Raw genomic sequence first — 23,784 nt, 5'->3', positions numbered from 1 at the left:
TGTATATAGAGAAACAAAGCAACAATTGTTACTTTGTTTCTATATATATATTTATTATATCCTATTTCTTGTAATTCGAAACTTTACAAGACTGCTTTTAAAATAATTTAGTGAATAAAGAACAGGTGTACCATGTTCGTTATAATGAACTTGTGTTAATAACATCATTGCATCATCTGGTTCAGAATTCAGTATTTCACTAATATATGGTTCATAACTAATAGATTCTATAGATGTATTAGCATGTGTTATTTTAAATTCTACTTTACTTTCAATTGCGGATAGAATAGATGAGTTGGATCGGTAGTCACTGCATGCAAATAAATCAGTAGCAATTTTATCTAAACAATAAACGACTGGCTCGCCATTAGCTGTACGTACTCTTTCAATTACTGAAATATATGCATCTTTTTCTAAGTTTAATACTTCTATATCTTTTAAAGTTGCAACTTCTTCATCTAAACTAATAAATTCAGTTCCAGCAACTTCACCATTTTTTTCTATCATTTTTGTAATACTTACTAATTCGTCTAATGGATAATAATATGGTTGTGTAGGTTTCACCACTGTTACGTCGCCTGTTTTTTGAGATAAAATTTGTTCCGTGACAAGTTCATGTATGGCTTTTTCGATTTCATCATAATTTATATTTAACAACTTTTTAATTTCAAACTCATTCGGAATAGCATCTCCCGGTTTAAGTTCTGCTGTTTGAATTTTTTCTAATATCCAATTTTTAACGAAATTTGTACTTGCATTTGTAGACATAATATCCCCCTATTCGTCTTGATAAATATCAACCAATACTTGTCTAGGTTTACTACCTGATTGAGGACCAATAACACCATTACTTTCCAAATCATCCATTAACCTAGATGCCCTATTATACCCTATTCTAAATCTTCTTTGTAATAAACTCGCACTTGCTTTTTGTTCTTCTACAACAAATAAATATGCTTCTTTATATAAAGCATCTTCACTTTCCATTTCATTTGTTTCAGTTGGTTCGTCAGGTTCCATCTCTTTAACATAGTTCGCTGTTTGTTCTCCAACAACATGTTGGACAACTGATTCAACTTCACCATCAGAAAGAAATGCACCTTGTATTCTTGTTGGTTTTGAAGAATCTCTAGATAAGAATAGCATATCACCTCTACCTAGTAATTTTTCAGCACCACCACTATCTAAAATTGTTCTAGAATCTGTTGCAGAACTTACTGCAAATGCAATTCTAGAAGGTATATTAGCTTTAATACTACCTGTGATGACATCAACAGATGGTCTTTGAGTTGCAATAATTAAGTGAATACCTGCTGCACGAGCAAGTTGTGCGATTCTCATAATGGATGATTCAACATCTTTACCAGCAACCATCATTAAGTCAGCAAGTTCATCAACAATGACGACTATATAAGGTAATTGTGCTTGTTTTTCTTCCATTTCTTGATTCGTACGTTCAATGAATTGATTATATCCTTCAATATTTCTTGCACCAACGTGTTGGAACAAGTCGTATCTTTTTTCCATTTCGGATACAATTTTTTGTAATGCTTGATTTGCCTTTTGAGGATTTGTAACAACTGGTGTTAATAAATGTGGTATCCCGTTATACACATTTAATTCAACCATCTTCGGATCAATAAGCATTAATTTTACTTCATGTGGCTTAGCATTCATTAATATACTTGTGATAATACCGTTAATACAAACTGATTTACCACTTCCTGTAGCACCTGCTACGAGTAAGTGAGGTAATTTGTTTAATTCTGCAGTAATCGGTTCACCTGAAATATCTCTTCCTAAAGCAACTTCAAGTTTATTTGATGTTGGTTTTGCCTCATTCAGTACTTCTTTCAGCGTTACCATTGAAATATGTTCATTAGGTACTTCAATCCCAACTGCCGACTTACCTGGAATAGGTGCTTCAATTCTAATATCTTTTGCTGCTAAATTCAGTGCAATATCATTACTCAAATTAACAATTTTATTTACTTTCACACCTTGAGCTGGCTGTACTTCGTATTGCGTAACAGCAGGTCCAATCCTAATTTGAGTCACTTTCGCATCAACATTAAAGTTTCTTAATGTAGCTTCAAGTAGTTTCCCTTTTTCTTGAACAGTCTTTTTAGACACTGATTGTGATTTAGGTGGGTCGTTTAAAATCGTAATCGGTGGTAATTTATAATTTAAATTCTCAGTTTCATCTATTGTTGACTCGTTCATTTCAGGTTCATGATTTTCATGCTCTTTTTGAACCGTTTGTTTAGGTTGTTGTGCTCTTTTAGCAGCTAACTTTTCTTGTGATTCAAAGATTGGAATTTCTTCATTAGTTTGTAGTTGGTCATTTTTAGAAATTTCTTGAACTGGTTCGACTTCTTCTAAATGTGAAACGTCTTTAGGCTGCTCTTTTTGACGCTTCTCTTTTTCTAGTTGTTTAGCTTTCGCCTTCTCTTTTCTTTTTTGTTCAAGATTTGTCATTTTTGATTTAGTTTTACTTTGTGCCATATCAAATGCTGATTTCGTAATATCACGATGTCTTTTCTTCATGATTAAAATAACACTAGATAGTAAAACGAGTATCGTTAATAAACTATATCCAAAGACAGAAATAAGCTTGCTTATGACATTAAACGCATAATAACCAATATAACCACCACCGTTAAAGTAAAATGCATTTCGTTCTAAACTTGAATATGTTTCACTCAAGGTTGTCTTAAACGTTTTAAACGATGGATCTTTGAAATATAATACTAACTGCATAATGAATAGCAATGCTACTTGAAAGACGAGCAATCCATTTACTCTTCTTGTGAATTTTAATTTACCATTCACTGTTATTAATAGTGAAATAATCGCTATCAGTATATAGGTGAAATATTTTGAGAATCCAAATAAGAAATGAAAGAAGCTATCAATCATTAAACCTATAAATCCTAATTGAAAAATACCTAACACGAGTAAAAACAACACAATCATCTGTATGACGTATTTTAATGTATTATCTTTTTGCTTTTTCTTGCCACGTGTTGTTTTTCTTTTACGTGTTGCTGGCTTCTTCTTTTGTACCATTTTTGAAATAGCCTCCTTATCTATAATGCAAAAAGAGGCTGGGACATAAATAGATGTCTCAGCCTCATATAGTATGTAGGCAGTTAATGAACAAATAGCGTGTAAGACACATTATTTGTTCATCTTTGCCGAGATGGAAAAATCCATTATATTGATATAGAATTTAGTCTCATCTCTTGACTGTTAAAAATCATCCATAAAACAATTCATTAGATTTCTGAAATAATTGGAATAATCATCGGGCGACGTTTCGTTTGTTCATATAGATACTTACCGAGTTTATCACGCATATTTTGTTTCATTTCAGACCATTCAATTTTCTTTTGAAGTAAACCTTCTTCAACAATTTCACGGACTTTTTCTGAAGCGTCATTTAATAATTCTTCACTTTCTCTAACATAAACAAATCCACGTGATTGAATTTCAGGTCCACCAACGATTTTTCTATTTTTAGGATCTAAAGTTACAACAGCAATAAATATACCATCTTCAGCTAATAAGTGTCTGTCTCTTAAAACAATATTACCTACATCTCCAACACCGATACCGTCAATTAATACGTTACCAGCTGTAACTTTTTCATTAGCAATCATTTTTTCGCCATCAAAGTTAACAACGTCACCTTTTTCTAGTAAGAAAATTTTCTCAGGGTCTACGCCTGTTTCAGCTGCTAATTTCGCATGTGCGATTTGCATTTTAAATTCACCTTGTACTGGAATGAAGTATTCAGGTTTCATTAAATTAAGCATCATTTTAAGTTCTTCCATACAACCATGACTAGATGCATGTGTTTTTTTGTTATTAGGCATAATGTGTGCGCCAGCTTTAACTAATTCATTTAAAGTTTGACCAATAATCACTTCCATATTAGCAGAAGCTGTTGTAGAAATATAAACATTATCGCCTTCTAAAATATTTAAAATAGGATGTCTTTGTTGAGCCATTTGACCTAATGCTTCAATTGGTTCACCTTGCATACCTGTAGCAATAATAATTAATTCATTTTTAGGATATTTACTAATGTCATGCACAGGTACTAAAAGATTTTCTGGAATATTAAAGTATCCTAATTTACGTGCAACATTGAAAGAACTTTCTAAAGAACGTCCTAAGAATGAAACTTTACGGTTTAATTTACTAGCCGCATTCAACACTTGTTGAATACGAATAAAGTTAGATGCATAACAAGACACGATAATGCGTCCGCTTGCTTTTGCAAATTCATCAACCATATGACTCTCGATTACATTTTCAGGAACGTTATAGCCAGGCTTTTCCGCTTCTGTTGAATCACTTATCAACGCAAATACGCCATTTTGACCAATTTCAGTCATCTTAGCGATATCTGGTGCATAGGCACCTTGTAAACTTTGGTCGAATTTAAATTCTCCAGTATAAACGATTGCACCATATGATGTATGGATACATACACCTAAACTATCTGGGATAGAATGTGTTGTATTAAAGAATGTCACGTTAACGTTTTTAAATCTCATGACAGAATCTTTATTTACTGTATAATAACGTACTTTTTTATTGATTTTTCTTGCTTTCATATGATCTTTAACTAATGCGATCGTCAATCTTGATCCGTATACTGGTGCATCAAGCTTTTCAAGTATATAACTTACAGCACCGATAGAATCTTCATGTCCGTGTGATAAAAAGATACCTTTAAGTTTATCTTTATTCTCAATAACATATTGTATGTCTGGTATAACAACGTCTACACCTAACATTTCATCTTCTGGAAACATTAAACCAGCGTCTAACATGAACATTTCTTCGTCCACTTCAACGATATACATGTTTTTTGCAATTTCTCCTACACCACCGAGTGGTATGATACGAATTTTATCATTTTTCTTTTTTATTAAACTCAAAATTGTTCCTCCTAAATGTAGTCCCGTCCATAATATATTTATTTAATCATACCATTTATATAATCGATTATACAAGCACATACAACAGTCTTATACATATTTTAAATTAAGGAAGACAATAATTTTTATATCAGGTCATAACTTTATGATTTCTCTGTCAAAATAAACTCAGAATAAGGTGCATCTAGTAATCTTTTCGTAGCTGATTTAATATCTGCTAACTGTATTTGATTAATATCGTGCTCGAACTGCTCATTCGTAATTAATTCATTATGAAACATGATTGAACGTGCATTTCTCGTCATTTTATTTTGGTTAGATTCAGACGCCATTAAAAAGCTTGTGATAATATGGCTTTTAGCATCATCTAATTCATTCTGTGTAATACCATCACTTAATAATGACTCAAGCACTTCAGTAATAAGTTCACTAGATGCATCAACATTTTCTTTATCAGTTGCTACATAAATTGTCAGCAAGCCATCATTGTGAAAACTTTGGAAATCTGAGTAAACATTATAACATAATCCATGTTCTTCTCTTAGAACTTGGAACAATTTAGAGCTCATTGTTTCGCCTAAAATCGTGTTCAATATATTCGTTGCATAATAGTGTTCATCATTATAACTTGGTGCATCATAACTTCTCATAAAATGCGTTTGCTCTAGCTCATTTTTATAATAAGTTTCTTTCTTCTCAATAAAAGTCATGTCTTGTTCTTGTTGATCAAGCGGTATTTCAATGTCATCAGATAATTGCTTAAGCAATATTTCTTTCATAGATTCGCTATAAGCACCCGCAACTGAAACAATTAATCGATTACTTTGATAATATTTTTTATGGAAATCAACTAATGTATCTCTATTAATTTGATTGACACTATCAGGCGTACCAAGGATCATTCGTCCTAATGGTTGGTCTTTATAAATTTCATATTCCAATTTATCCATTAACCATTCTTCTGGTGTATCTTCAATCATTTTAATTTCTTCTAAAATAACTTTTTTCTCACGAACAATTTCTTCTTCAAGAAATAACGGGTTTTTAACCATATCTATAAGTAAATCAATTGCTTTATGTTCAAATCTTTTTAATGTTTTACAGAAATAACACGTATACGTTTTTGTCGTATATGCATTGTTATAGCCGCCAATTTTATCAAATTCGTTTGATAATTGCTGTCTTGTATAGTGTTCACTACCTTTAAACAACATGTGTTCCATAAAATGAGCAATACCTTCAGGATAATCACCTTCGTCACCCGTTCCAGTATTGACATAAACACCTACACTAATTGTTTCACTGTTTGGAACTTCTTCAAAAATCACAGTCGTTCCATTATTCAGTCGTTGTAAATCAGCCATATTTATTCACCTCAAAATAAATAGGGACACGTCAATGTCCCTTTATTAGTAGACATACATACTTTCATAACCTCTCTTGCCTAGGGTACAGTCTCAGCCTGTAGTCTTCGACTTGTACGATTCCCTCAGGCGTATCGGTTATAAAAGTATTTTATATGAAGCAATCATTAAATTAAAAGCTTTCTTATTATAAGTATTGAGAAGTATTATGTACATGTATGATCGCAGTATTTGCACTTTGTATCAAAACTGCTAATAACGGTATCAGTATTTGCACCTTTTGTCAGAACCGCTAATAACGACACCCTTATTTATACCACTACTAACATATGTCATGTAACTTCTTATTCTACTTACTCATAAAAAATGCCAACAAAATCTATGACTTTGTTGACACTTTAAATTTCAGATTTTAATGATTGTCAATGTCCCTATCTGAATCATTTCATTTATTATTTTTGTTCTTTTTCTTCGTTTAACAACACTTTACGTGATGCGTTTACGCGTCCTTGACGGTCAATTTCAGTTACTTTTACTAAGAATTGGTCGCCAATTTTAGCTACATCTTCAACTTTGTTAACTCTTTCGTTAGAGAATTGAGAAATATGAACAAGTGCATCTTTACCTGGGAAGATTTCAACAAATGCACCGAATTTTTCGATACGTTTAACTGTTGCCATATAAATTGCTCCGACTTCAGCTTCTCTTGTAATATCTTCAATAATTTGTCTAGCACGGTCAATCATTTCTTTATCTTTAGATCCGATAAATACTGTACCGTCTTGTTCGATATCTAATTTAACACCTGTTTCATCAATGATTTCATTGATTTTCTTACCACCAGGTCCAATAACATCTCTAATTTTATCTGGTTTAATATGCATAATTTCAATTTTAGGTGCATATTGGCTAAGTTCTTCTCTAGGTTCTCTCAATGTTTCAAGCATATGATTTAAGATATATAATCTACCAATTCTTGCTTGCTCAAGTGCTTCTTTTAAGATTTGTTCACTTAAACCATCTATTTTAATATCCATTTGAATAGCAGTGATACCTTTTTCTGTACCTGCAACTTTAAAGTCCATATCACCTAGTGCATCTTCCATACCTTGAATATCAGATAAAATTGTGTAGTTGTCATCTTTAGTAATCAAGCCCATTGCAATACCTGCAACTGGTGATTTAATTGGCACACCTGCATCCATTAATGCTAAAGTTGAACCACAAATTGAAGCTTGTGATGATGAACCATTTGATTCAAGTACTTCAGAAACAACTCTTATTGTATAAGGGAATTCTTTTTCATCTGGAATAACTTGTAATAATGCACGTTCACCTAATGCACCGTGACCAATTTCACGACGTCCTGGCGCTCTTACTGGTCCTGTTTCACCAACTGAGAAGTTAGGGAAATTATAGTGATGCATGTAACGTTTTTGTTCTTCTGTACCTAGACCATCAATGATTTGGTGTTCACCTAATGCACCTAAAGTCGCAACTGAAAATGCTTGAGTTTGTCCACGTGTAAATAAACCTGAACCATGTGCTCTTGGTAATAATCCAACTTCAGAAGATAAAGGTCTGATTTCTTCAGGATTACGTCCATCTGGTCTTACTTTATCTTCAGTAATTAAACGACGCACTTCTTCTTTTACAAGTGCATCTAATACTTTACTTACATCTTTAAGAACTTCTTCGTTATCTGGATCTTCTTCATTAGTAAAGTCATTTAGAACTTCTTCTTTAACTGCAGAAATATTGATATCTCTTTGTTGTTTTTCTTCAGTTCTGATTGCTGAAATAATATCTAAAGCTTCTGCTTTAGCACGAACTGTTTCTTCAAATGAAGCTTCAATTTCAACTGGTATAAATTCAGCTTTTTCAGGTTGAATATCTTCAATAATAGCTTCTTGGAATTCAACTAATCTTTGAATTTCTTTATGACCAAATAAAATAGCATTTAACATTGTTTCTTCAGTTACTTCTTTAGCACCCGCTTCAACCATGTTAATCGCATCTTTATGACCCGCTACTTGTAAATCCAATAAAGAAACTTCTCTTTGTTCAACATCTGGATTGATAACAAATTCGCCGTCTACTAATCCTACGTTTACACCTGCAATTGGTCTTTCAAATGGAATATCTGATACAGATAATGCCATTGAAGAACCGATCATAGCTGCCATTTCTGGTGAACAGTTTGGATCAACACTCATTACGATAGAAATAACTTGAACATCATGTCTGTATCCTTTAGGGAATAATGGACGAATTGGTCTATCAATTAATCTACTTGTTAAAGTAGCATCTTCACCAGGTCTACCTTCACGTTTATTAAAGCCACCAGGAATTTTTCCTGCAGCATACATTTTTTCTTCATAGTTAACCATTAATGGGAAAAAGTCTACATTTCTAGGTTCTTTTGATGCAGTTGCTGTTGATAATACAACTGTATCCCCATATCTTACTAATACTGCACCATTAGCTTGTTTTGCTAATTGGCCTGTTTCAATTATTAATGGACTTCCTGCCCATTCTGTCTTAAAGACTTTCTTCTCTTGAGACATTTATGAATCTCCTCTCATACACTTAATCTCTTATATCATACCATTATACACATATTTTTTATATTTATTTATAAAAAAATCGAAAGAAATCTGATTGATTTCCTTCGATTGAAATTACGATTAGCGACGTAATCCTAATGATTTAATTAAATCACGGTAACGTTGAACATCATTTTCACGTAAATATGTTAATAAATGTTTACGACGACCAACCATTTTTAATAATCCACGACGTGAATGATGGTCTTTCTTGTGAGTACGTAAATGTTCGTTTAAAGCAGTGATTTCTGCTGTTAAAACTGCGATTTGTACTTCTGGAGAACCAGTATCAGTTTCATGTACGCGGTATTGTTCGATTAGTTCGTTTTTTCTTTCTTGTGAAATTGCCATTGTCAATTTCCCTCCTATAATTGTATTCACCGTAAACCTGAGCTGATCGTCGGAGTGTCGATAAGCCAAGGATTAGGCACTCAAATCATTATACATAACTCTTTATGTTCTTTCAAGTGATAATAACGCTTTTGCTTCTTCTTTATCTTGCTTAATTTGATTAACAAGTGCATCTATGCCATCAAATTTTTGTTCTGGTCTAATAAAATGGTGCCAATATACTTCTACACGCTCACCATATATACTTTCTTCAAAATCAAAGATATTAACTTCAATACTTATTTGAGAAACAGATGGATCATGGAATGTTGGTTTCACACCAACGTTACACACACCTTTATATGACTTATCTCTTGATTTAATTAATAATGTTACAGCGTAAACACCTTTTCTAGGTAATACATAGTCATCGCTTGGTTCAACATTAGCTGTAGGAAAACCAATCGTACGCCCTCTTTTTTCGCCTTGAACAACCATACCTTTAATAACATATGGGCGTCCTAAAGCTAAATTACAAGCTTCTATTTCTCCTAATTCAAGTGATGTTCTAATATTCGTAGTTGAGATTTTTTCATCCTCATGTAATGTTTGCTTAGATACGACAAATACATCAAATGGATAATCATTCTCTTGTAATGATGCCATATTTCCTTTTCCATATTTACCAAAACTGAAATCATAACCAGCAATAACAGCTTTCACATGATTTTGAATAAAATATTGGTCAATAAAATCATCCGCAGACACATCTGCAAATGTAGAAGAAAAGTTAACGACGAAACAGTAATCTACGCCTAACTTTTCAATTGCTTCAATTTTATCTGCAATAGGTGTTAAATACGTTGTTCTTTTCTTTTCAGGATTTAAGACAACTGAGGGGTGTGGATCAAATGTCATAACAGCTTTTTTTAAATGTTTATCTTTAGCTACTTTAATCATTTTTTTAAGAACTTGTTGATGACCTAAATGTATACCATCAAAAAAACCGATAGCTAAAGCAATATTTTCATTTACAAATTGTTTAGATTTAATTGGGTGTGTAATTTCTATAACTTCCATCTATATACTCCTTTAAAGAAAAACTTTTTTCGGTTTATAAAGTGTTTCATTTTTATCATAAGTATCCATAATAGCAATCGCTTTGTCTTCATACCAAACAACAAATTCGCCATCATGTTTACTTTCATCTATTAAAGATTTTTCTATTTTTTGTCCGTTCTGAATACGCGTTACGATATTTTTATCATGTACGGTAATTTTCGTTAAACCATTCAATCCATATTCTAATGGAAGAATCACATCTTGTAACTTATCTTGCTCAACAATTTCTCTTAAGTCATCTAATTTAATAGCCTGATTTAAAGTAAAACCGCCACTTTTCAATCTAATTAAATGAGACATATGTGCAGGATAATTTAGTAACGCACCAATTTGAGTTGCTAACGTTCTAATATATGTCCCTTTGCCACATTCAACTTCAATTTCAAACTTACAAGTATCATTCTCATAAATAATATCAGAAATTAAATCAATACTGTTAATATGTACCCTTCTGACAGGACGTTCAACTTCTATATTTTGTCTAGCATATTCATATAATTTTTTACCATTAACTTTAACAGCAGAATACATAGGTGGAATTTGTTCAATGTCACCTTCTAATTGTTTTAAAGTCGCAATAATTTCATCTTTGTCCCATAAATTTTGATCAACACGCTTCTGATCTACAATCTCACCAGTTTGGTCTTCAGTCGTTGTACTAACACCAATCGTTACTTCAGCTCTGTATGATTTGCCACTTTCCATCACATAATCACTCACACGCGTCGCTTTTCCAACACAAATCGGTAGTACACCACTTACCTCAGGATCCAAAGTTCCAGTATGGCCAACTTTTTTTGTTTTTAAAATTTTACGAAGTTTAAATACGACGTCATGACTTGTCATACCAACTTCCTTATGAATTGCTAGAATGCCATCCAAATTTACGACCTCCATAATGTTTCTATTCTTTTTAATTTTACATGAAAATATTCATAAAAAGAAGAAATAACTCAATTTCATAAAAAATGCGATTGCGTTAGAGACAGAATTCTGAGAAATGTCCCTAACGAGGGTGCTTACGGACAGAATTACGAGTAATGTCCTTAACGAGGGCGTCGCTCTTATTACCACAATTCGGAATAATGGTAGTTACAGCTTTCTTATCACCACAATTCAGAATAATGGTAGTTACAGCCCCTCTAATCAAAAAAAGACTAAGACATCTTATAGTGTCTTAGCCTAAATTTGGATTAATCATTACGATTTAAATCTTGAATCATGCGTTCAATTTTATTACCGTAATCAATTGATTCATCATATTCAAAATGTAATTCTGGTAAAATACGTAATTTCATACGATTACCTAATTCTGATTTAATAAAGCCTTTTGCTTTTTCTAAACCTTTAAATGTATCTTCTTTTTCTTTATCAGTACCTAATACAGTTAAATAAACTGTAGCGTGTGATAAGTCTCCTGGAAGTTCTACATCAGTAATTGTTAAAAATCCAACTCTTGGATCTTTAAGTTTATTGTTGATGATATCCATTAATTCTTTTTTCATTTGTTCGCCTACTCGTTCAGAACGAATACTCATATCTTTCACCTCTTAACATTCTCATCTCTCTATATACATTAGTACATTATAGCACATGCTTGAATGCTTAAAAAGATAATCACTCGATATAAATATATTATGTTTCAATACTTAACTTTAGTCGCTCTAATCCTTCTAATACTTTAGACTTTGGGCATCCAATATTGTATCTTAAAAAGTGCTGACCGTTACCGCCATATGTTTGTCCATCCATTATCGCAACTTTGCCTATGTTAATAAGTCGATGTTGCAATTCATCCATCGTCATATTTAAATCTGAAACATCTAACCATATAAGATATGTTGATTCTGGATAGACAACTTTTATTTCTGGTATGTGCTCTTTTAAGAATGATTGAACTGCATGTATATTGTCATCTAAATATTCGTTTAAAGCATCTACCCAATCACTCGCTTTTTCATATGCTGCTATCGTAGCTTCCATCCCCATAATGCTTGGTGATGATAAACCATCTTGCTTTTTCAAATGATTTAAAAATGCATCCCCATCTTTTTTATTAGGAATTAAAGTATACGCAAAAAGTAGACCCGGAAAATTAAAAGTCTTACTTCCACTTGTCACAATTGCTATATCATTTGTACTTTTATCCAGTATTGGAATGTGGTTGTTACCCTTTCGAACGATATCCATATGAATTTCATCAGAAATGATATAAACATGGTGTTCATGACATAGTTTAATGATTGTAGTCAGTTCATCTTCAGTCCATACTCTACCTGTTGGGTTATGTGGAGAACATAATAACAAAATTTTATTTTCAGGTTTCGCTAATTGCCTCTCTAATTGTTTAAAGTCAATTGTATAATAACCATCTTCGTAGAAAAGTTGGTTCTCTACAACTGTACGATGATTCTCTTTAATCACATTATAAAATGCGTCATATGCTGGTGTTTGAATGATTACACCATCATTCAAATTAGATTTCATATGAATTAACTGCGAAACTGCATATATCACAGTTGGTGTATAATAAATCCAATCTTCATTAATTTCCGTATTAAAACGGCTTTTATACCAATTCGTAACGGTTGATTTAAAGTCTGCATGATTCCATCTCGTATAACCGAATATGGGATGCTTCATACGATTATTTAAATGTTCCATAATTGTATGTGGTAGCGCGAAGTCTGTGTCTGAAATTGTGAATGGCAACAAGTCACTTTGCCCAAAACGGTCTTGAACATAATCCCACTGAGTACAATTTGTCCCTGTTCTATCAATCACCTTATCAAAATTATACATTACAAAAATCCCTTCTTAACTTAAATAATGGCATCTAATTGTTTTCGGACAGTTGTTACTCTCGTTCCGATGATAATCTGTACATTTTGTTTATCTAAATGTACGACACCTAATGCACCAAGTTCTTTTAGCTTTTCATCATCAACAATTTCTGCATCTTCCAGCACTAATCTTAAACGTGTAATACAGTTATCGATGCTTATAATATTACTAGAACCGCCAATCGCTTGAAGCATATCAGAAGCCATTTCGTCTGTTTGATTTGTACGATTTTGTGTCGAATTACTTTCATTTTTATCGTTCTTTTCAACAGTTCTACCTGGTGTTTTTAAGTCGAATTTCAAAATAACTGTCTTGAACACTAAATAATAGATAACAAACCATATTAATCCAACAATTATGACAAGCCACCATTTCGTATAACTACCTTGCATGACGCCAAATATTAGAAAGTCTAGTACGCCGCCATCTGTATTACCAATTGTCACACCTAGAATATTCATAACCATAAATCCTAAACCTGTCATGATGACATGGAAGATCCAAAGCAATGGACTAATGAATAAAAATAAAAATTCAATTGGTTCCGTGATACCTGTAACAAATGTCGCTACAAATCCTGAAATTAAGAGACCTTTAATTTTATGTCTATTCTCTTTAGGCGCTGCGTGATAAATTGCTAAAGCTGCAGCAGGTAAACCAAACATAAATGTAGGCATCTTACCTTGTGATAAGAATGCTGTTACATTTGGAGATATTGGTAAATTATTTTGTAATTGCGCATAAAAAATATTTAATGCGCCAAATACATCCTTACCTTCAATAATAGAATGACCACCAACTTCAGTAAATCTAACCATAGATACTAAAATATGATGTAAACCGAATGGTAATAATAACCTTTCACCAGCACCGAATAAAAATGGTCCAAAGACACCAGAATGTTGAATTAGTGCACCAACACTTCCAATGATCATGCCGAAGAATGGCCAAACAATCGGTATAATTAACCCAACTACTGCCAATACGAGAGATGTTACAATTGGCACAAACCTTGAACCTGAGAAGAACGCAAAGCTGTCAGGTAACTGTGTATAACTAAATTTATTATGTAATTTATAAACGATAAGACCAGAAATAATACCACCAAGCACACCCATTTCGAGTGTTTGAATACCTAATACCATACTTTGTCCAGCTTGTTGTAATTTATCTGTATCGGCTAATTGATGCGTCTCAGTTAAATAGAAATTAATCGTTAAATTCATAACTGTATAACCTACAAACCCTGAGAATGCAGCTACACCTTTTTCATGTTTAACAAGTCCGATTGGTATAGCGATCGCAAATAGTACAGGTAAATATGTAAAAGCAAATCCCCCAACTGTTGCTAGAAACTTCAATACTAGCTGTATCATGTTATTCTCTAAAAATGGAAAGACATCAATCATTGACTCACTTGTAAATGAACTCCCTATTCCTAAAATCAATCCCATAAAAGCTAATAAAGCTACAGGAAGCATAAATGTCTTCCCCATATTTTGAAGAAAATCCCACACATTACTTTGCTTCTTCTTTTTACTCATATTTAATAACACCCCTTTAATACATTAATGTAATTTAAATATACAAATGTATTAAAGGGGCATCAATAGTATATAATCATTTTGGACGCGCTTACATCTTATGAATGTCGTTACATTATAATTGTTTACCATACATCATTAATAGAAAATCTATCATAAACATAGCAGCGTGCCTTGAACTTAAATCTACATTTCCAATATAGATACTATTCGTTTTAGCAATTAAAGTTATGGTCGATAGCTGCGCCAATTTGGAATGCCTATTACTAACAATAGAAATAATTGGTACTTTGTTGTCTCTTAACTGACCAGCATAACGGACAATATGTGAGGTTTCGCCACTAGAACTAATACAAATTGCTAAACTATCTTGATCTAAATTATGCGTTACCGCTTCTAATTCATCCCAATCCGTTCGCGCATGTGCTACTTTACCTAGAAACGTTAATTTTCTACTTAAATCAATCCCGTTTACTAAACTCGCTCCCACACTAATAACTTCTATTACACGTGCATCTCGTATATAAGCTACTGCTTTTTCTATATCTTGGATATTGATCTCATTCATTGTATTCTGAAGGTTCGCCAAATTTTCATTCATAAAATCATTCATTTCAACATCAAAACTTTGCACATTGTTTACTTTATTTAAATCAGGTTGATTTTGTAATAATGCATATTTCAGTTCTCTATAGCCTTGATAACCTAATTTTTGAGAACATCTACTTACAGTTGCAGTTGACACAAACAACTTTTCAGCAATATCATCGATATTCATATTAGCTATCGACGTATAATCATTCAAAATAAAATCCAGTACCCTCTTCTCTAATTCACTTAAATCATTTCTTCTTTTTTGTAATTTTCCTACAAGTGCATTTTGTTCCATTTTAACCCCTCTTAATATTTTCACTTTTATACCATAACTTATCCATCAATACTTCACTATATCCCATCTTAGGCATGCTTAAAGATGATAATAAATGAAACAATAAATAATATTTGCAACAGTGCTCTTAAATATATATTCATCGGTACTTTTCCACCTATAGTAATATTTTTAGCATGTGCTTTCATATAACCAGGGAACAAAACAAAGCATAAAATAATACCAATCACACTGAATACAAAATTAACTTTAGGAATAAACACACTTATCGCAATGACAAATTCTAACCACCCTGTTACATACACAATCATTTTTGGATTTGGAATACTACTCGGAACCATTTTAATAAGTGAATTTCGAATAGAAGGCATAAATCTACCAATAAATGTATACATAAATGCGAAAAATATTGAAAATTGAGCGACATTCATCCACATACTTTCAGTTTGAAATATACGATGTACAATAAATCCGATAAAGCAGCCGACAAAATAAACAATCATTGTTTGCATAAGAACCACTCCAATACGTCATATTTGTAGTTCATGATTAACTTTACTGTATCCAATCTATTTACTTACCTATTCCCTTATTACAGTGTAAATATACATCAAAAAATAATGATTCGTACTTTAATGAATGTCATCAACTGTCACACAACAAGTCATCATCCATAACACAAATTTCACTTTTCTAAATAAACCGTTATGCTATATATATCAAGTATATTTATATACTTGAAGAGAATCCGTATTCTCGACTCAACAATAAAAGTGCTTATCTTCCAAAAATGGGAAGTATATCTCCAGCTAAGGTATACTTCCCATTTACATGTCTACTACTACTCATTATGATAAATTAATTGTATAACACCTGATTTAAATTTTCTTGAATGTACTAGTTTAAGTTGTTGTCTATCTTCTATATCTATAAATAGTGGTTTTCCTTTTCCTAAAACTATAGGATGTATGGATAGTCTATATTCATCTACTAATCCATAATTTACAAATGTCGTAATTAAGCTAGATCCACCATATAACCATATATCTTTACCTGGCTTGCTTTTTATTTCATGTACATGTTCTACGATATTATCTTTAATAACATTGACATGTTTATCTTCAAACTTAAATTTCTTTGAAAAGACATACTTTTCTTTGGCATGTATGTTTTTCCACATTAATTTGTCTTCTTCTGAATCTTCTAAACTCGGTTGAAAATCTCCCCATGCTTTGTAACTTTTTCTTCCATAAAAGATTGTATCGACTTGATTTAAAAAATCATCAAAATTCATTTCAGGATCCATAATACACCAGTCAATCTCGCCATTTTCGCCTTCTATAAGCCCATCTAATGTAACAGCTAAATCTAAAATGACTTTCCTACTATTATCATCACTACTCATATATTGAACCCCCAATCATCTCTTACTATTATCATACACGAAATGATAATAGAAAACACACCACATTATTTATGATAAATGGGTGTGTCTTGACTCTAATTCTAATAATGATTGCTTCATTTCAAGTCCGCCTCTATAGCCTCTTAGTTGTCCGTCTTTGCCTATAACACGATGGCAAGGTATCACAATGTTTAATGGATTTTTACCGACTGCTGATGCAACAGCTCTAACTGCGTTTGGTTTATCAATTTTATTGGTTAAATCTGAATAAGTTATTGTTTCTCCATATGGTATTGTGGTCAACGCTTGCCACACGGTTTCGTTAAACGGTGTGGATTGTATATCTATTTTTAAGTCAAAAGTTTTTCTTGTGCCATTAAAATATTCATTCAATTGGTCGATATATGGTTTTACTTTGTCTTGATTTTCTTTAATATCTATATTTGAAATAAACTGATGTATTTCATTTTCTTTATCAAAAGAACCTACAAATATGAGACCCTCATCACTTGCATAAATATCGAGTTGTTTATTAAGATGCTTAAGAATACCATGATAAATTATTTTCATCGTCTATCTCCTTTGGTGATAGTTTAAATGAATTTATTTGTAAACTCAATATAAATAGTCGTTTTCATAATTAGATAGCAATATAAGGATATTTTTATATGTTATGATATTTTTGAGGTGATAAATTTGGCAATGTATTTAACTGAGAAAAGATGGCAAGACATTAAAACAAACAATAAATTAGCGAATGATGATTTTGTATATGCAGTTAAGACGACAATGATATTCTGTAAACCTTCATGCAATGCTAAATTACCTAATAAAGAAAATGTTTCAATATATCGAGACTATCACGAAGCTATAGAAAATGGTTATCGTCCTTGTAAAAAGTGTAATCCAACAGGTCAATTATTAGAAGATGAAGAATGGGTATTACAAATAAAAAATTTCATTCATCGAAATTATCATTTAAATCTTACATTAGATGAAATTTGTAACCAATGTCACGGTTCAAAATTTCATTTATCAAGACTATTCAAACAAGTTACACATCAAACAATTATGCAATATTTACATGAAATAAGAATTGAAAAAAGTAGCGAATTGCTTCTTGATAACACAATGACAATTGAAGACATTAGTAGACGAGTTGGTTATAAAACAACATCACATTTTATCAAAGTATTTAAGCAATTCTATTTTATGACACCTTTACAATATCGTAAACGGAAAAACAGTTAAGATAGCTTCCTATCTTAACTGTTTTTTAAAAGATTAACAATGTTACATACAAACCTACTAATGTAATAAATAATACGGGTATCGTTATGATGATACCTGTTTTAAAGTATGTGCCCCAAGGTATTTTAACACCTTTTTGTGACAATACATGTAGCCACAATAATGTTGCTAATGAACCGATAGGTGTAATTTTCGGACCGAGATCTGAACCGATAACATTTGCATAAATCATGCCTTCTTTAAGCGGAGCAATAACATCTGATTGATGGATAGCGAGTGCATCTATGAGAACGGTTGGTAAGTTATTCATAATCGATGACAAAAATGCTGCTATAAATCCCATCCCCATAATACTTGCAAATAATCCATGTTGAGAAATGTCTGTTAGTATATGACTTAAAATTGCAAGGATACCTACATTTTTAAGTCCAAAGACAACTAAATACATACTAATTGAGAATACGACTATATTCCATGGTGCACCTTTGAGCACTTTTTTAGTATGAACTGCAGGAGATTTTCTAGCAAACCATACAAATATAATGGCTACTATACCTGCAATAATTGATACGGGTATGTGTACAAACTCACTGATAAAATATCCGATGAGTAATATGGATAAAATAATCCATGACATACGAAACAGTTTCAAATCTTTAATCGCTTCTTTTGGTTGTTTTAAATGACGATCGTCAAATGTACGTGGTATTGACGATTTAAAGAATAACCACAATACAGCAATACTGGCCAATAATGAGAATATGTTCGGTATGAACATATGTAAGAAATATTCAACAAAGCCAATATTAAAATAATCTGCAGAAACAATATTCACTAAATTGCTCACAGTGAATGGTAGTGAAGTTGTATCTGCTATAAATCCACTGGCTATCACAAAAGGAAAAATGATTTTCTTATTAAATCCTAGATGACGTACCATTGCCAATACTATAGGCGTAAGTATCAAAGCTGCGCCATCATTCGCAAAAAATGCCGCAACAATTGCACCTAATATCATGATATAAATAAACATCTTTATACCATTTCCACGAGAGGCTTTAACCATATGAATCGCAGACCATTCAAAGAAACCAATTTCATCAAGAATAAGCGAAATGATAATTATCGCTATAAATGTCAATGTTGCATTCCAAACAATGCTGGTCACTTCAAGTATATCTTCTATTTGTACAACACCAGTTATAATGGCAATTAATGCACCAATAAATGCTGTTACACCGATATCTAGTCCTTTCGGTTGCCAAATAACGAAAGTCAGTGTTAATACAAAAATAATGATTGCTAATGTGGTTATCGTCAATTCCTCCTATCAAATATACCAAGATTATATTTAACAAATGTTTTTATGATAGAAATTTAATCATCATCTTCATCATCATCATCGTCAAAGTCATCATCTTGTTCATAATAATATCCATTATTTGTTTGTGCTTCTTGTCTTTCATCTGTCTTTGGAGCATTATATTCTAATTGTGGTTGTTCAATATTAAACCATGAGACAGAATTTATTTTACCACTTACTGCATTAACAGTTACAACCGCACCTTCATCATCATCTACATATTGAGTTATTGTATACGTATTCGGCGTTGTATTTGTATTTTTCTTTATATCTATAAATTTTCCGCCAACTTTTTGATGTGAGATTTGTTTTGCTTCTTTTTCACTGATTAATGATTTCTTTTCTTTTTTTCTAGGGTTTTCTTTTTGCTTTTTTTCTTTATTATTAGACTGCTCTTTATTTTTAATCGTTTTTGATTTTACGTTTTTAATAACCTCTTTCTTACGATCAATATCTAAAGAATAAACTTTATTACTATCTTTAATATTAACATGGAATAATGATTCATCATCAGAAAGCGAAATATCTTCAATATTCCCTTTATATCGATCGGTAACAAACTTTTCTACTTCTTCTTTCTTCATTAATTTTTCATTCGCTTTCATATAAATAATGATGCTTAATACTATAAATAGTGTAGATGCTAACAAAACAAGGATGTGTTTTGTTGCTATTTTCAAGTTATTTCACCCTCTCTAAAATAAGTGTAAATTGAGTACCTTTGTTCATTTCACTATCAACTTTAATATCAATATGATTTTTCAATGCTAATTCTTTCGCAATATAAAGACCTAATCCAGATCCACCAGATTCTCTTGATCTTGCTTTATCAACTCTATAAAAGCGCGTAAAAATTTTCTCTAAATCTTGTTCTGGAATACCTGATCCATAGTCTTTAATTTGTATTTGAACATGATCTTCAATTGTTAAAATATTAATATCAATATGACTCTGACTATATTTGTACGCATTATCTAAAAATATAGTCATAATTTGTGTGAAACTTTCTTTATTCACAAGTCCTTCTATATGTTGATTTTCAGCAGATAAATTAATTTTTCGTTTATATACTGCCATTAGGCGTTTAACTAAAATATAGATTTCTTCATATAAATTAATTTTCTCTAGTGGTAAATCATGATACGTTCTCTCTATCTTAGCTAAATCCAACATTTGCTCAGTTAAATATTTTAAACGTTTTGCTTCATCATTAATCGTATCTATACCCTCTTCTAAAATATCTTCACGAGTTTTCCCAAATCGTTTTAACATTTCACTATATGAACTAATAACCGTGATTGGGGTTTTTAATTCATGAGAAGCATTTAGAATAAAAGCTTGTTGCTTTTCATCATGATCTTTTAAATAAAGCATCATATCGTTAAATGTTTGTGATAATTCTTTTAATTCTTTCGTATCATCTTTATTAATACCAATAGTCGTGTAATGTTTTGTTTCTTTCGTCTTATTCATCTTTATTATAAGTTCATTAATCGGTTTCAATATAATCTGAGTAATAATTCGATTTAATAAAAATATAACAATTAGTATAATAAAAGTAGATACAATTAATATACCTTTTAATATATCAAAGGTTTCATATTTGAAATTAATATTTTCGTAAATTTGTAAATTACTGACTTCACCGTTTTTCCAAATAATCGGTAGTGATACCATTGCAAAGTGATTACCTTTCTTATTAACTACTTTCTTATATTGTTCATTTTTAAATGGTTCACCAATATTTTTGTAGTTTACATCTGTCGAAATTTGAATTATTTTTTTGTCATTTTTGTTTACTAAAGTAATATATCCGTCAGAGAGTAAATAAGATTGTAATACCGCTTCAGTATTTACATTTTCTCTAGTTGTATTTTGTAATTCTTTCATTATATTTATTCCGCGACTTTCTAATTGAGTCACTTCTGAATCTAATGAAATTTTTTGATACACAAAATATACTACTAAGTTGATTAATATCACTACTATAACAATCATTACTGTTGTGTATAATTGGATCTTTGTTCCTAATTTCATAATATCAATCCTTTAATATATATCCTATTCCTCTAACGCTAGTTATAATAGACTCTGTATCTATATCAAGTTTTTTTCTTAAATATCGGACATAAACATCGATAACATTTGTATCGCCATAATAGTCATAACCCCATACCGCTTCTATAATTTGCTCTCTCGTTAACACTTGATTTTTATTTTCTAGAAAGTAAATTAATAAGTCATATTCTTTTTGTGTTAAATTAATTGGTTCCTTATCAATATAGACTTCACGTCTTGATTTATAAATTGATAAATATCTATAAGTGGATGCATTGTCGTCTTCATTTTGTACTTTTAAAGTACTTTTTTCTTTCAAATGAACTCGAATACGAGCGAGCAATTCTTCAATTTCAAATGGCTTTGTCATATAATCATTAGCACCAGAATCTAAGCCACTAACTTTGTCCATAACTGCATCACGTGCAGTCAGCATTATAATTTTAACGTCTTCATTTTGTTCTCTTACGCGTCTTAATACTTCTAATCCATTTAGTTCTGGAATCATAACATCTAATAAAATCAGGTCGAAATTTTCATTTTCTAAACGTTCTAATGCTGATTTACCTGTGTGTGCAATATCAATTTTATAATTTGCATATTCTAGTTCTAATTGTATAACACGTGCAATTTTTTCATCATCTTCAACAACTAATATTTTCTCCATTATTTTGTCTCCTATCTAAGTGAAAGTCCTGTAAATTGCCACCATATATAATAACTAAATATCATCAATAATATATAAGTTGGCATTAATATAACACTTATTTTCATTAAATCTCGATTTTTAAATGGCTTTTCATCTTGTTCATAAAATAATAGCAATGCTTTTGAGCAAACTGGAAATGTTACACAATAATTCGTTCCAATTAAAGTAATAAACACTACTGCGACTGGATTTAAATTAAACATTTCACTAAATAATAAAAATACTGGTACAAAAACAATTGCCCGTGTCGTATGACTTGTAATATACAAATGGGAAGTAACAGTAATAATAACTATTATACTAAGTATAGCGAATTCATTTAAAGTTTGAAATTGAGATAAATAATTTAACAAATGATCTTGTATATAATCCACTACTTTATAAGTGACCAACAAATTCCCTAAAGTCGTAGCACCTGCTACAAAGAATATTAAACTCCATGAAATATTTTGAACACCTTGTTTCCAAGTTATCACACCTATTCTAGGTATCATCATACAAATACCCATCAACATAGTAATAAAAGCAATTTCAAATCCATGAATATTTTCAGTCATCCATAAAGTTATTGTGATGACGATATATACAATTGCTCTTTTCTCAATTTGAGTAAAAGGCTTTCGTTCTTCATGCGATTTTTCTTGATGGTAGTGTACGTCTTCACTTATATTCATATACATTATTTTAGTCACTATAAAAGTAACTAAACCAATTACTAAACCAAAGGGCAATCCCCATAATAAAAATTCACTATAAGAAATAGATTTATTAGCTTTTCCTTCTAATAATCCTATACCAACTAGATGACTACCGGCACCAATTAAAGTTAAATTTGCACCCATTAATATTAAAATTGGAATTAACAATGCAAAATACTTCTTATTTGTCGGGAATCGTGTTTCAAATGCTTTATAAACTGGTAACATAGCTGCTGCTCTACCTGAAGTTGATGGTACGATAACAGAAATCACTTGTATGATAAGAAATAAAAGTATATTCACACTTCTACTCGTTTTACATCTCACATGTATAAAATTAATCATTCTGTTTAACAAACCACTTATTTCAATTGCCGCACTAATAATAAAAGCGCCTATCATCAACCAAACTACGTGCGAATTCATTGAATGAAACATTACATCTTCTGGTAATCCAAGTAGAATACCTATCATAATCGCGATAAACGAAGATAAACCTGCTGGCATATTTGATAATAAATAGAGACCTAATGATAATACGAATACAATTAAACTTAATTTAGCTAAATAACTCATATCTGTATATAAGAAAATACAGATTGAAAAGATGAAATATACAGATAAGTAAATGATTTGCTTATTAGTCATT

At 31.3% G+C, this 23,784-nt stretch carries 21 protein-coding genes; 1 reads left to right on the top strand and 20 read right to left on the bottom strand.

The window, feature by feature from the left end:
• Nucleotides 1-54: 54 nt before the first annotated feature.
• The 15 genes from LQ611_RS05205 to LQ611_RS05135 all read right to left on the bottom strand — a co-directional run bounded on the left by LQ611_RS05205 (nucleotide 55) and on the right by LQ611_RS05135 (nucleotide 17,626).
• Nucleotides 55-768 carry a GntR family transcriptional regulator gene (locus tag LQ611_RS05205; protein ID WP_025905359.1) on the bottom strand — a complete coding sequence of 238 codons (714 nt, stop codon included), beginning with the start codon at nucleotides 766-768 and terminating at the stop codon, nucleotides 55-57.
• 9 nt (nucleotides 769-777) lie between these two features.
• A complete protein-coding gene (locus LQ611_RS05200) occupies nucleotides 778-3,069 on the bottom strand; it encodes a DNA translocase FtsK (protein ID WP_107590585.1) in 2,292 nt (763 codons plus the stop codon).
• A 209-nt stretch (nucleotides 3,070-3,278) separates the two neighbouring features.
• Entirely contained in the window at nucleotides 3,279-4,952 is a 1,674-nt protein-coding gene (gene rnjB, locus LQ611_RS05195) for a ribonuclease J2 (RefSeq protein ID WP_025905357.1), read from the bottom strand.
• A gap of 143 nt (nucleotides 4,953-5,095) precedes the next feature.
• A complete protein-coding gene (locus LQ611_RS05190; protein ID WP_107590584.1) occupies nucleotides 5,096-6,316 on the bottom strand; it encodes a M16 family metallopeptidase in 1,221 nt (406 codons plus the stop codon).
• Between the two features lie 452 nt (nucleotides 6,317-6,768).
• Nucleotides 6,769-8,883, bottom strand: a complete 2,115-nt coding sequence (pnp, locus tag LQ611_RS05185) for a polyribonucleotide nucleotidyltransferase (RefSeq protein WP_107590583.1) — start codon at nucleotides 8,881-8,883, stop codon at nucleotides 6,769-6,771.
• Nucleotides 8,884-9,003: 120 nt separating this feature from the next.
• Nucleotides 9,004-9,273, bottom strand: a complete 270-nt coding sequence (gene rpsO, locus LQ611_RS05180; RefSeq protein WP_025905354.1) for a 30S ribosomal protein S15 — start codon at nucleotides 9,271-9,273, stop codon at nucleotides 9,004-9,006.
• A gap of 102 nt (nucleotides 9,274-9,375) precedes the next feature.
• Nucleotides 9,376-10,332 carry a riboflavin biosynthesis protein RibF gene (gene ribF / locus LQ611_RS05175; RefSeq protein ID WP_025905353.1) on the bottom strand — a complete coding sequence of 319 codons (957 nt, stop codon included), beginning with the start codon at nucleotides 10,330-10,332 and terminating at the stop codon, nucleotides 9,376-9,378.
• A gap of 12 nt (nucleotides 10,333-10,344) precedes the next feature.
• A complete protein-coding gene (gene truB, locus LQ611_RS05170) occupies nucleotides 10,345-11,271 on the bottom strand; it encodes a tRNA pseudouridine(55) synthase TruB (protein ID WP_182476413.1) in 927 nt (308 codons plus the stop codon).
• 296 nt (nucleotides 11,272-11,567) lie between these two features.
• Entirely contained in the window at nucleotides 11,568-11,912 is a 345-nt protein-coding gene (rbfA, locus tag LQ611_RS05165) for a 30S ribosome-binding factor RbfA (protein WP_037587805.1), read from the bottom strand.
• A gap of 97 nt (nucleotides 11,913-12,009) precedes the next feature.
• Complete coding sequence (locus LQ611_RS05160; protein WP_107590581.1) at nucleotides 12,010-13,176, bottom strand: MalY/PatB family protein; 1,167 nt, start codon at nucleotides 13,174-13,176, stop codon at nucleotides 12,010-12,012.
• 20 nt (nucleotides 13,177-13,196) lie between these two features.
• Complete coding sequence (gene malX / locus LQ611_RS05155; RefSeq protein WP_107590580.1) at nucleotides 13,197-14,762, bottom strand: maltose/glucose-specific PTS transporter subunit IIBC; 1,566 nt, start codon at nucleotides 14,760-14,762, stop codon at nucleotides 13,197-13,199.
• A gap of 115 nt (nucleotides 14,763-14,877) precedes the next feature.
• Complete coding sequence (locus LQ611_RS05150; RefSeq protein WP_025905348.1) at nucleotides 14,878-15,651, bottom strand: MurR/RpiR family transcriptional regulator; 774 nt, start codon at nucleotides 15,649-15,651, stop codon at nucleotides 14,878-14,880.
• Nucleotides 15,652-15,719: 68 nt separating this feature from the next.
• Entirely contained in the window at nucleotides 15,720-16,163 is a 444-nt protein-coding gene (locus LQ611_RS05145; protein WP_025905347.1) for a hypothetical protein, read from the bottom strand.
• 329 nt (nucleotides 16,164-16,492) lie between these two features.
• Nucleotides 16,493-17,056 carry a dihydrofolate reductase family protein gene (locus LQ611_RS05140; RefSeq protein ID WP_107590579.1) on the bottom strand — a complete coding sequence of 188 codons (564 nt, stop codon included), beginning with the start codon at nucleotides 17,054-17,056 and terminating at the stop codon, nucleotides 16,493-16,495.
• Nucleotides 17,057-17,125: 69 nt separating this feature from the next.
• Complete coding sequence (locus tag LQ611_RS05135; RefSeq protein ID WP_107565687.1) at nucleotides 17,126-17,626, bottom strand: methylated-DNA--[protein]-cysteine S-methyltransferase; 501 nt, start codon at nucleotides 17,624-17,626, stop codon at nucleotides 17,126-17,128.
• A gap of 132 nt (nucleotides 17,627-17,758) precedes the next feature.
• Between LQ611_RS05135 and LQ611_RS05130 the strand changes: the two genes are divergently transcribed.
• On the top strand, nucleotides 17,759-18,307 hold the full coding sequence (locus LQ611_RS05130) for an Ada metal-binding domain-containing protein (RefSeq protein WP_107590578.1): 549 nt from the start codon (nucleotides 17,759-17,761) through the stop codon (nucleotides 18,305-18,307).
• 25 nt (nucleotides 18,308-18,332) lie between these two features.
• Here LQ611_RS05130 and arsB read toward each other — a convergent pair whose 3' ends face one another.
• The 5 genes from arsB to LQ611_RS05105 form a co-directional block, all read right to left on the bottom strand.
• Nucleotides 18,333-19,622, bottom strand: a complete 1,290-nt coding sequence (gene arsB, locus LQ611_RS05125; RefSeq protein ID WP_107596475.1) for an arsenite efflux transporter membrane subunit ArsB — start codon at nucleotides 19,620-19,622, stop codon at nucleotides 18,333-18,335.
• Nucleotides 19,623-19,684: 62 nt separating this feature from the next.
• The gene (locus tag LQ611_RS05120; RefSeq protein ID WP_107590577.1) at nucleotides 19,685-20,350 is read right to left on the bottom strand and encodes a PepSY domain-containing protein; all 666 of its coding nucleotides are present in this window, start codon (nucleotides 20,348-20,350) and stop codon (nucleotides 19,685-19,687) included.
• A 1-nt stretch (nucleotide 20,351) separates the two neighbouring features.
• Complete coding sequence (locus tag LQ611_RS05115; protein WP_107590576.1) at nucleotides 20,352-21,707, bottom strand: sensor histidine kinase; 1,356 nt, start codon at nucleotides 21,705-21,707, stop codon at nucleotides 20,352-20,354.
• A 4-nt stretch (nucleotides 21,708-21,711) separates the two neighbouring features.
• Nucleotides 21,712-22,395 carry a response regulator transcription factor gene (locus LQ611_RS05110; protein WP_049319074.1) on the bottom strand — a complete coding sequence of 228 codons (684 nt, stop codon included), beginning with the start codon at nucleotides 22,393-22,395 and terminating at the stop codon, nucleotides 21,712-21,714.
• A gap of 11 nt (nucleotides 22,396-22,406) precedes the next feature.
• Nucleotides 22,407-23,783, bottom strand: a complete 1,377-nt coding sequence (locus LQ611_RS05105) for an SLC13 family permease (protein ID WP_107590575.1) — start codon at nucleotides 23,781-23,783, stop codon at nucleotides 22,407-22,409.
• Nucleotide 23,784 lies beyond the last annotated feature (1 nt).

Source organism: Mammaliicoccus sp. L-M44, from assembly GCF_022386355.1.
Classification (GTDB): domain Bacteria; phylum Bacillota; class Bacilli; order Staphylococcales; family Staphylococcaceae; genus Mammaliicoccus; species Mammaliicoccus sciuri_A.
The sequence above is the reverse complement of the archived record's forward strand: the minus strand, read 5'-3'. Positions and strand labels throughout refer to the sequence as shown.

What these genes read in the sequence shown, in the direction of transcription:
- malX (WP_107590580.1), bottom strand. Translation starts at nt 14,762, where the DNA reads ATGAGTAAAAAGAAGAAGCAAAGTAATGTGTGGGATTTTCTTCAAAAT.
- LQ611_RS05115 (WP_107590576.1), bottom strand. Translation starts at nt 21,707, where the DNA reads ATGAAATTAGGAACAAAGATCCAATTATACACAACAGTAATGATTGTT.
- LQ611_RS05130 (WP_107590578.1), top strand. Translation starts at nt 17,759, where the DNA reads ATGTATTTAACTGAGAAAAGATGGCAAGACATTAAAACAAACAATAAA.
- LQ611_RS05200 (WP_107590585.1), bottom strand. Translation starts at nt 3,069, where the DNA reads ATGGTACAAAAGAAGAAGCCAGCAACACGTAAAAGAAAAACAACACGT.
- LQ611_RS05205 (WP_025905359.1), bottom strand. Translation starts at nt 768, where the DNA reads ATGTCTACAAATGCAAGTACAAATTTCGTTAAAAATTGGATATTAGAA.
- LQ611_RS05140 (WP_107590579.1), bottom strand. Translation starts at nt 17,056, where the DNA reads ATGAGTAGTGATGATAATAGTAGGAAAGTCATTTTAGATTTAGCTGTT.
- truB (WP_182476413.1), bottom strand. Translation starts at nt 11,271, where the DNA reads ATGGAGGTCGTAAATTTGGATGGCATTCTAGCAATTCATAAGGAAGTT.
- LQ611_RS05105 (WP_107590575.1), bottom strand. Translation starts at nt 23,783, where the DNA reads ATGACTAATAAGCAAATCATTTACTTATCTGTATATTTCATCTTTTCA.
- LQ611_RS05135 (WP_107565687.1), bottom strand. Translation starts at nt 17,626, where the DNA reads ATGAAAATAATTTATCATGGTATTCTTAAGCATCTTAATAAACAACTC.
- LQ611_RS05145 (WP_025905347.1), bottom strand. Translation starts at nt 16,163, where the DNA reads ATGCAAACAATGATTGTTTATTTTGTCGGCTGCTTTATCGGATTTATT.
- rbfA (WP_037587805.1), bottom strand. Translation starts at nt 11,912, where the DNA reads ATGAGTATTCGTTCTGAACGAGTAGGCGAACAAATGAAAAAAGAATTA.
- LQ611_RS05190 (WP_107590584.1), bottom strand. Translation starts at nt 6,316, where the DNA reads ATGGCTGATTTACAACGACTGAATAATGGAACGACTGTGATTTTTGAA.
- LQ611_RS05160 (WP_107590581.1), bottom strand. Translation starts at nt 13,176, where the DNA reads ATGTATAATTTTGATAAGGTGATTGATAGAACAGGGACAAATTGTACT.
- pnp (WP_107590583.1), bottom strand. Translation starts at nt 8,883, where the DNA reads ATGTCTCAAGAGAAGAAAGTCTTTAAGACAGAATGGGCAGGAAGTCCA.
- LQ611_RS05150 (WP_025905348.1), bottom strand. Translation starts at nt 15,651, where the DNA reads ATGGAACAAAATGCACTTGTAGGAAAATTACAAAAAAGAAGAAATGAT.
- LQ611_RS05110 (WP_049319074.1), bottom strand. Translation starts at nt 22,395, where the DNA reads ATGGAGAAAATATTAGTTGTTGAAGATGATGAAAAAATTGCACGTGTT.
- rpsO (WP_025905354.1), bottom strand. Translation starts at nt 9,273, where the DNA reads ATGGCAATTTCACAAGAAAGAAAAAACGAACTAATCGAACAATACCGC.
- ribF (WP_025905353.1), bottom strand. Translation starts at nt 10,332, where the DNA reads ATGGAAGTTATAGAAATTACACACCCAATTAAATCTAAACAATTTGTA.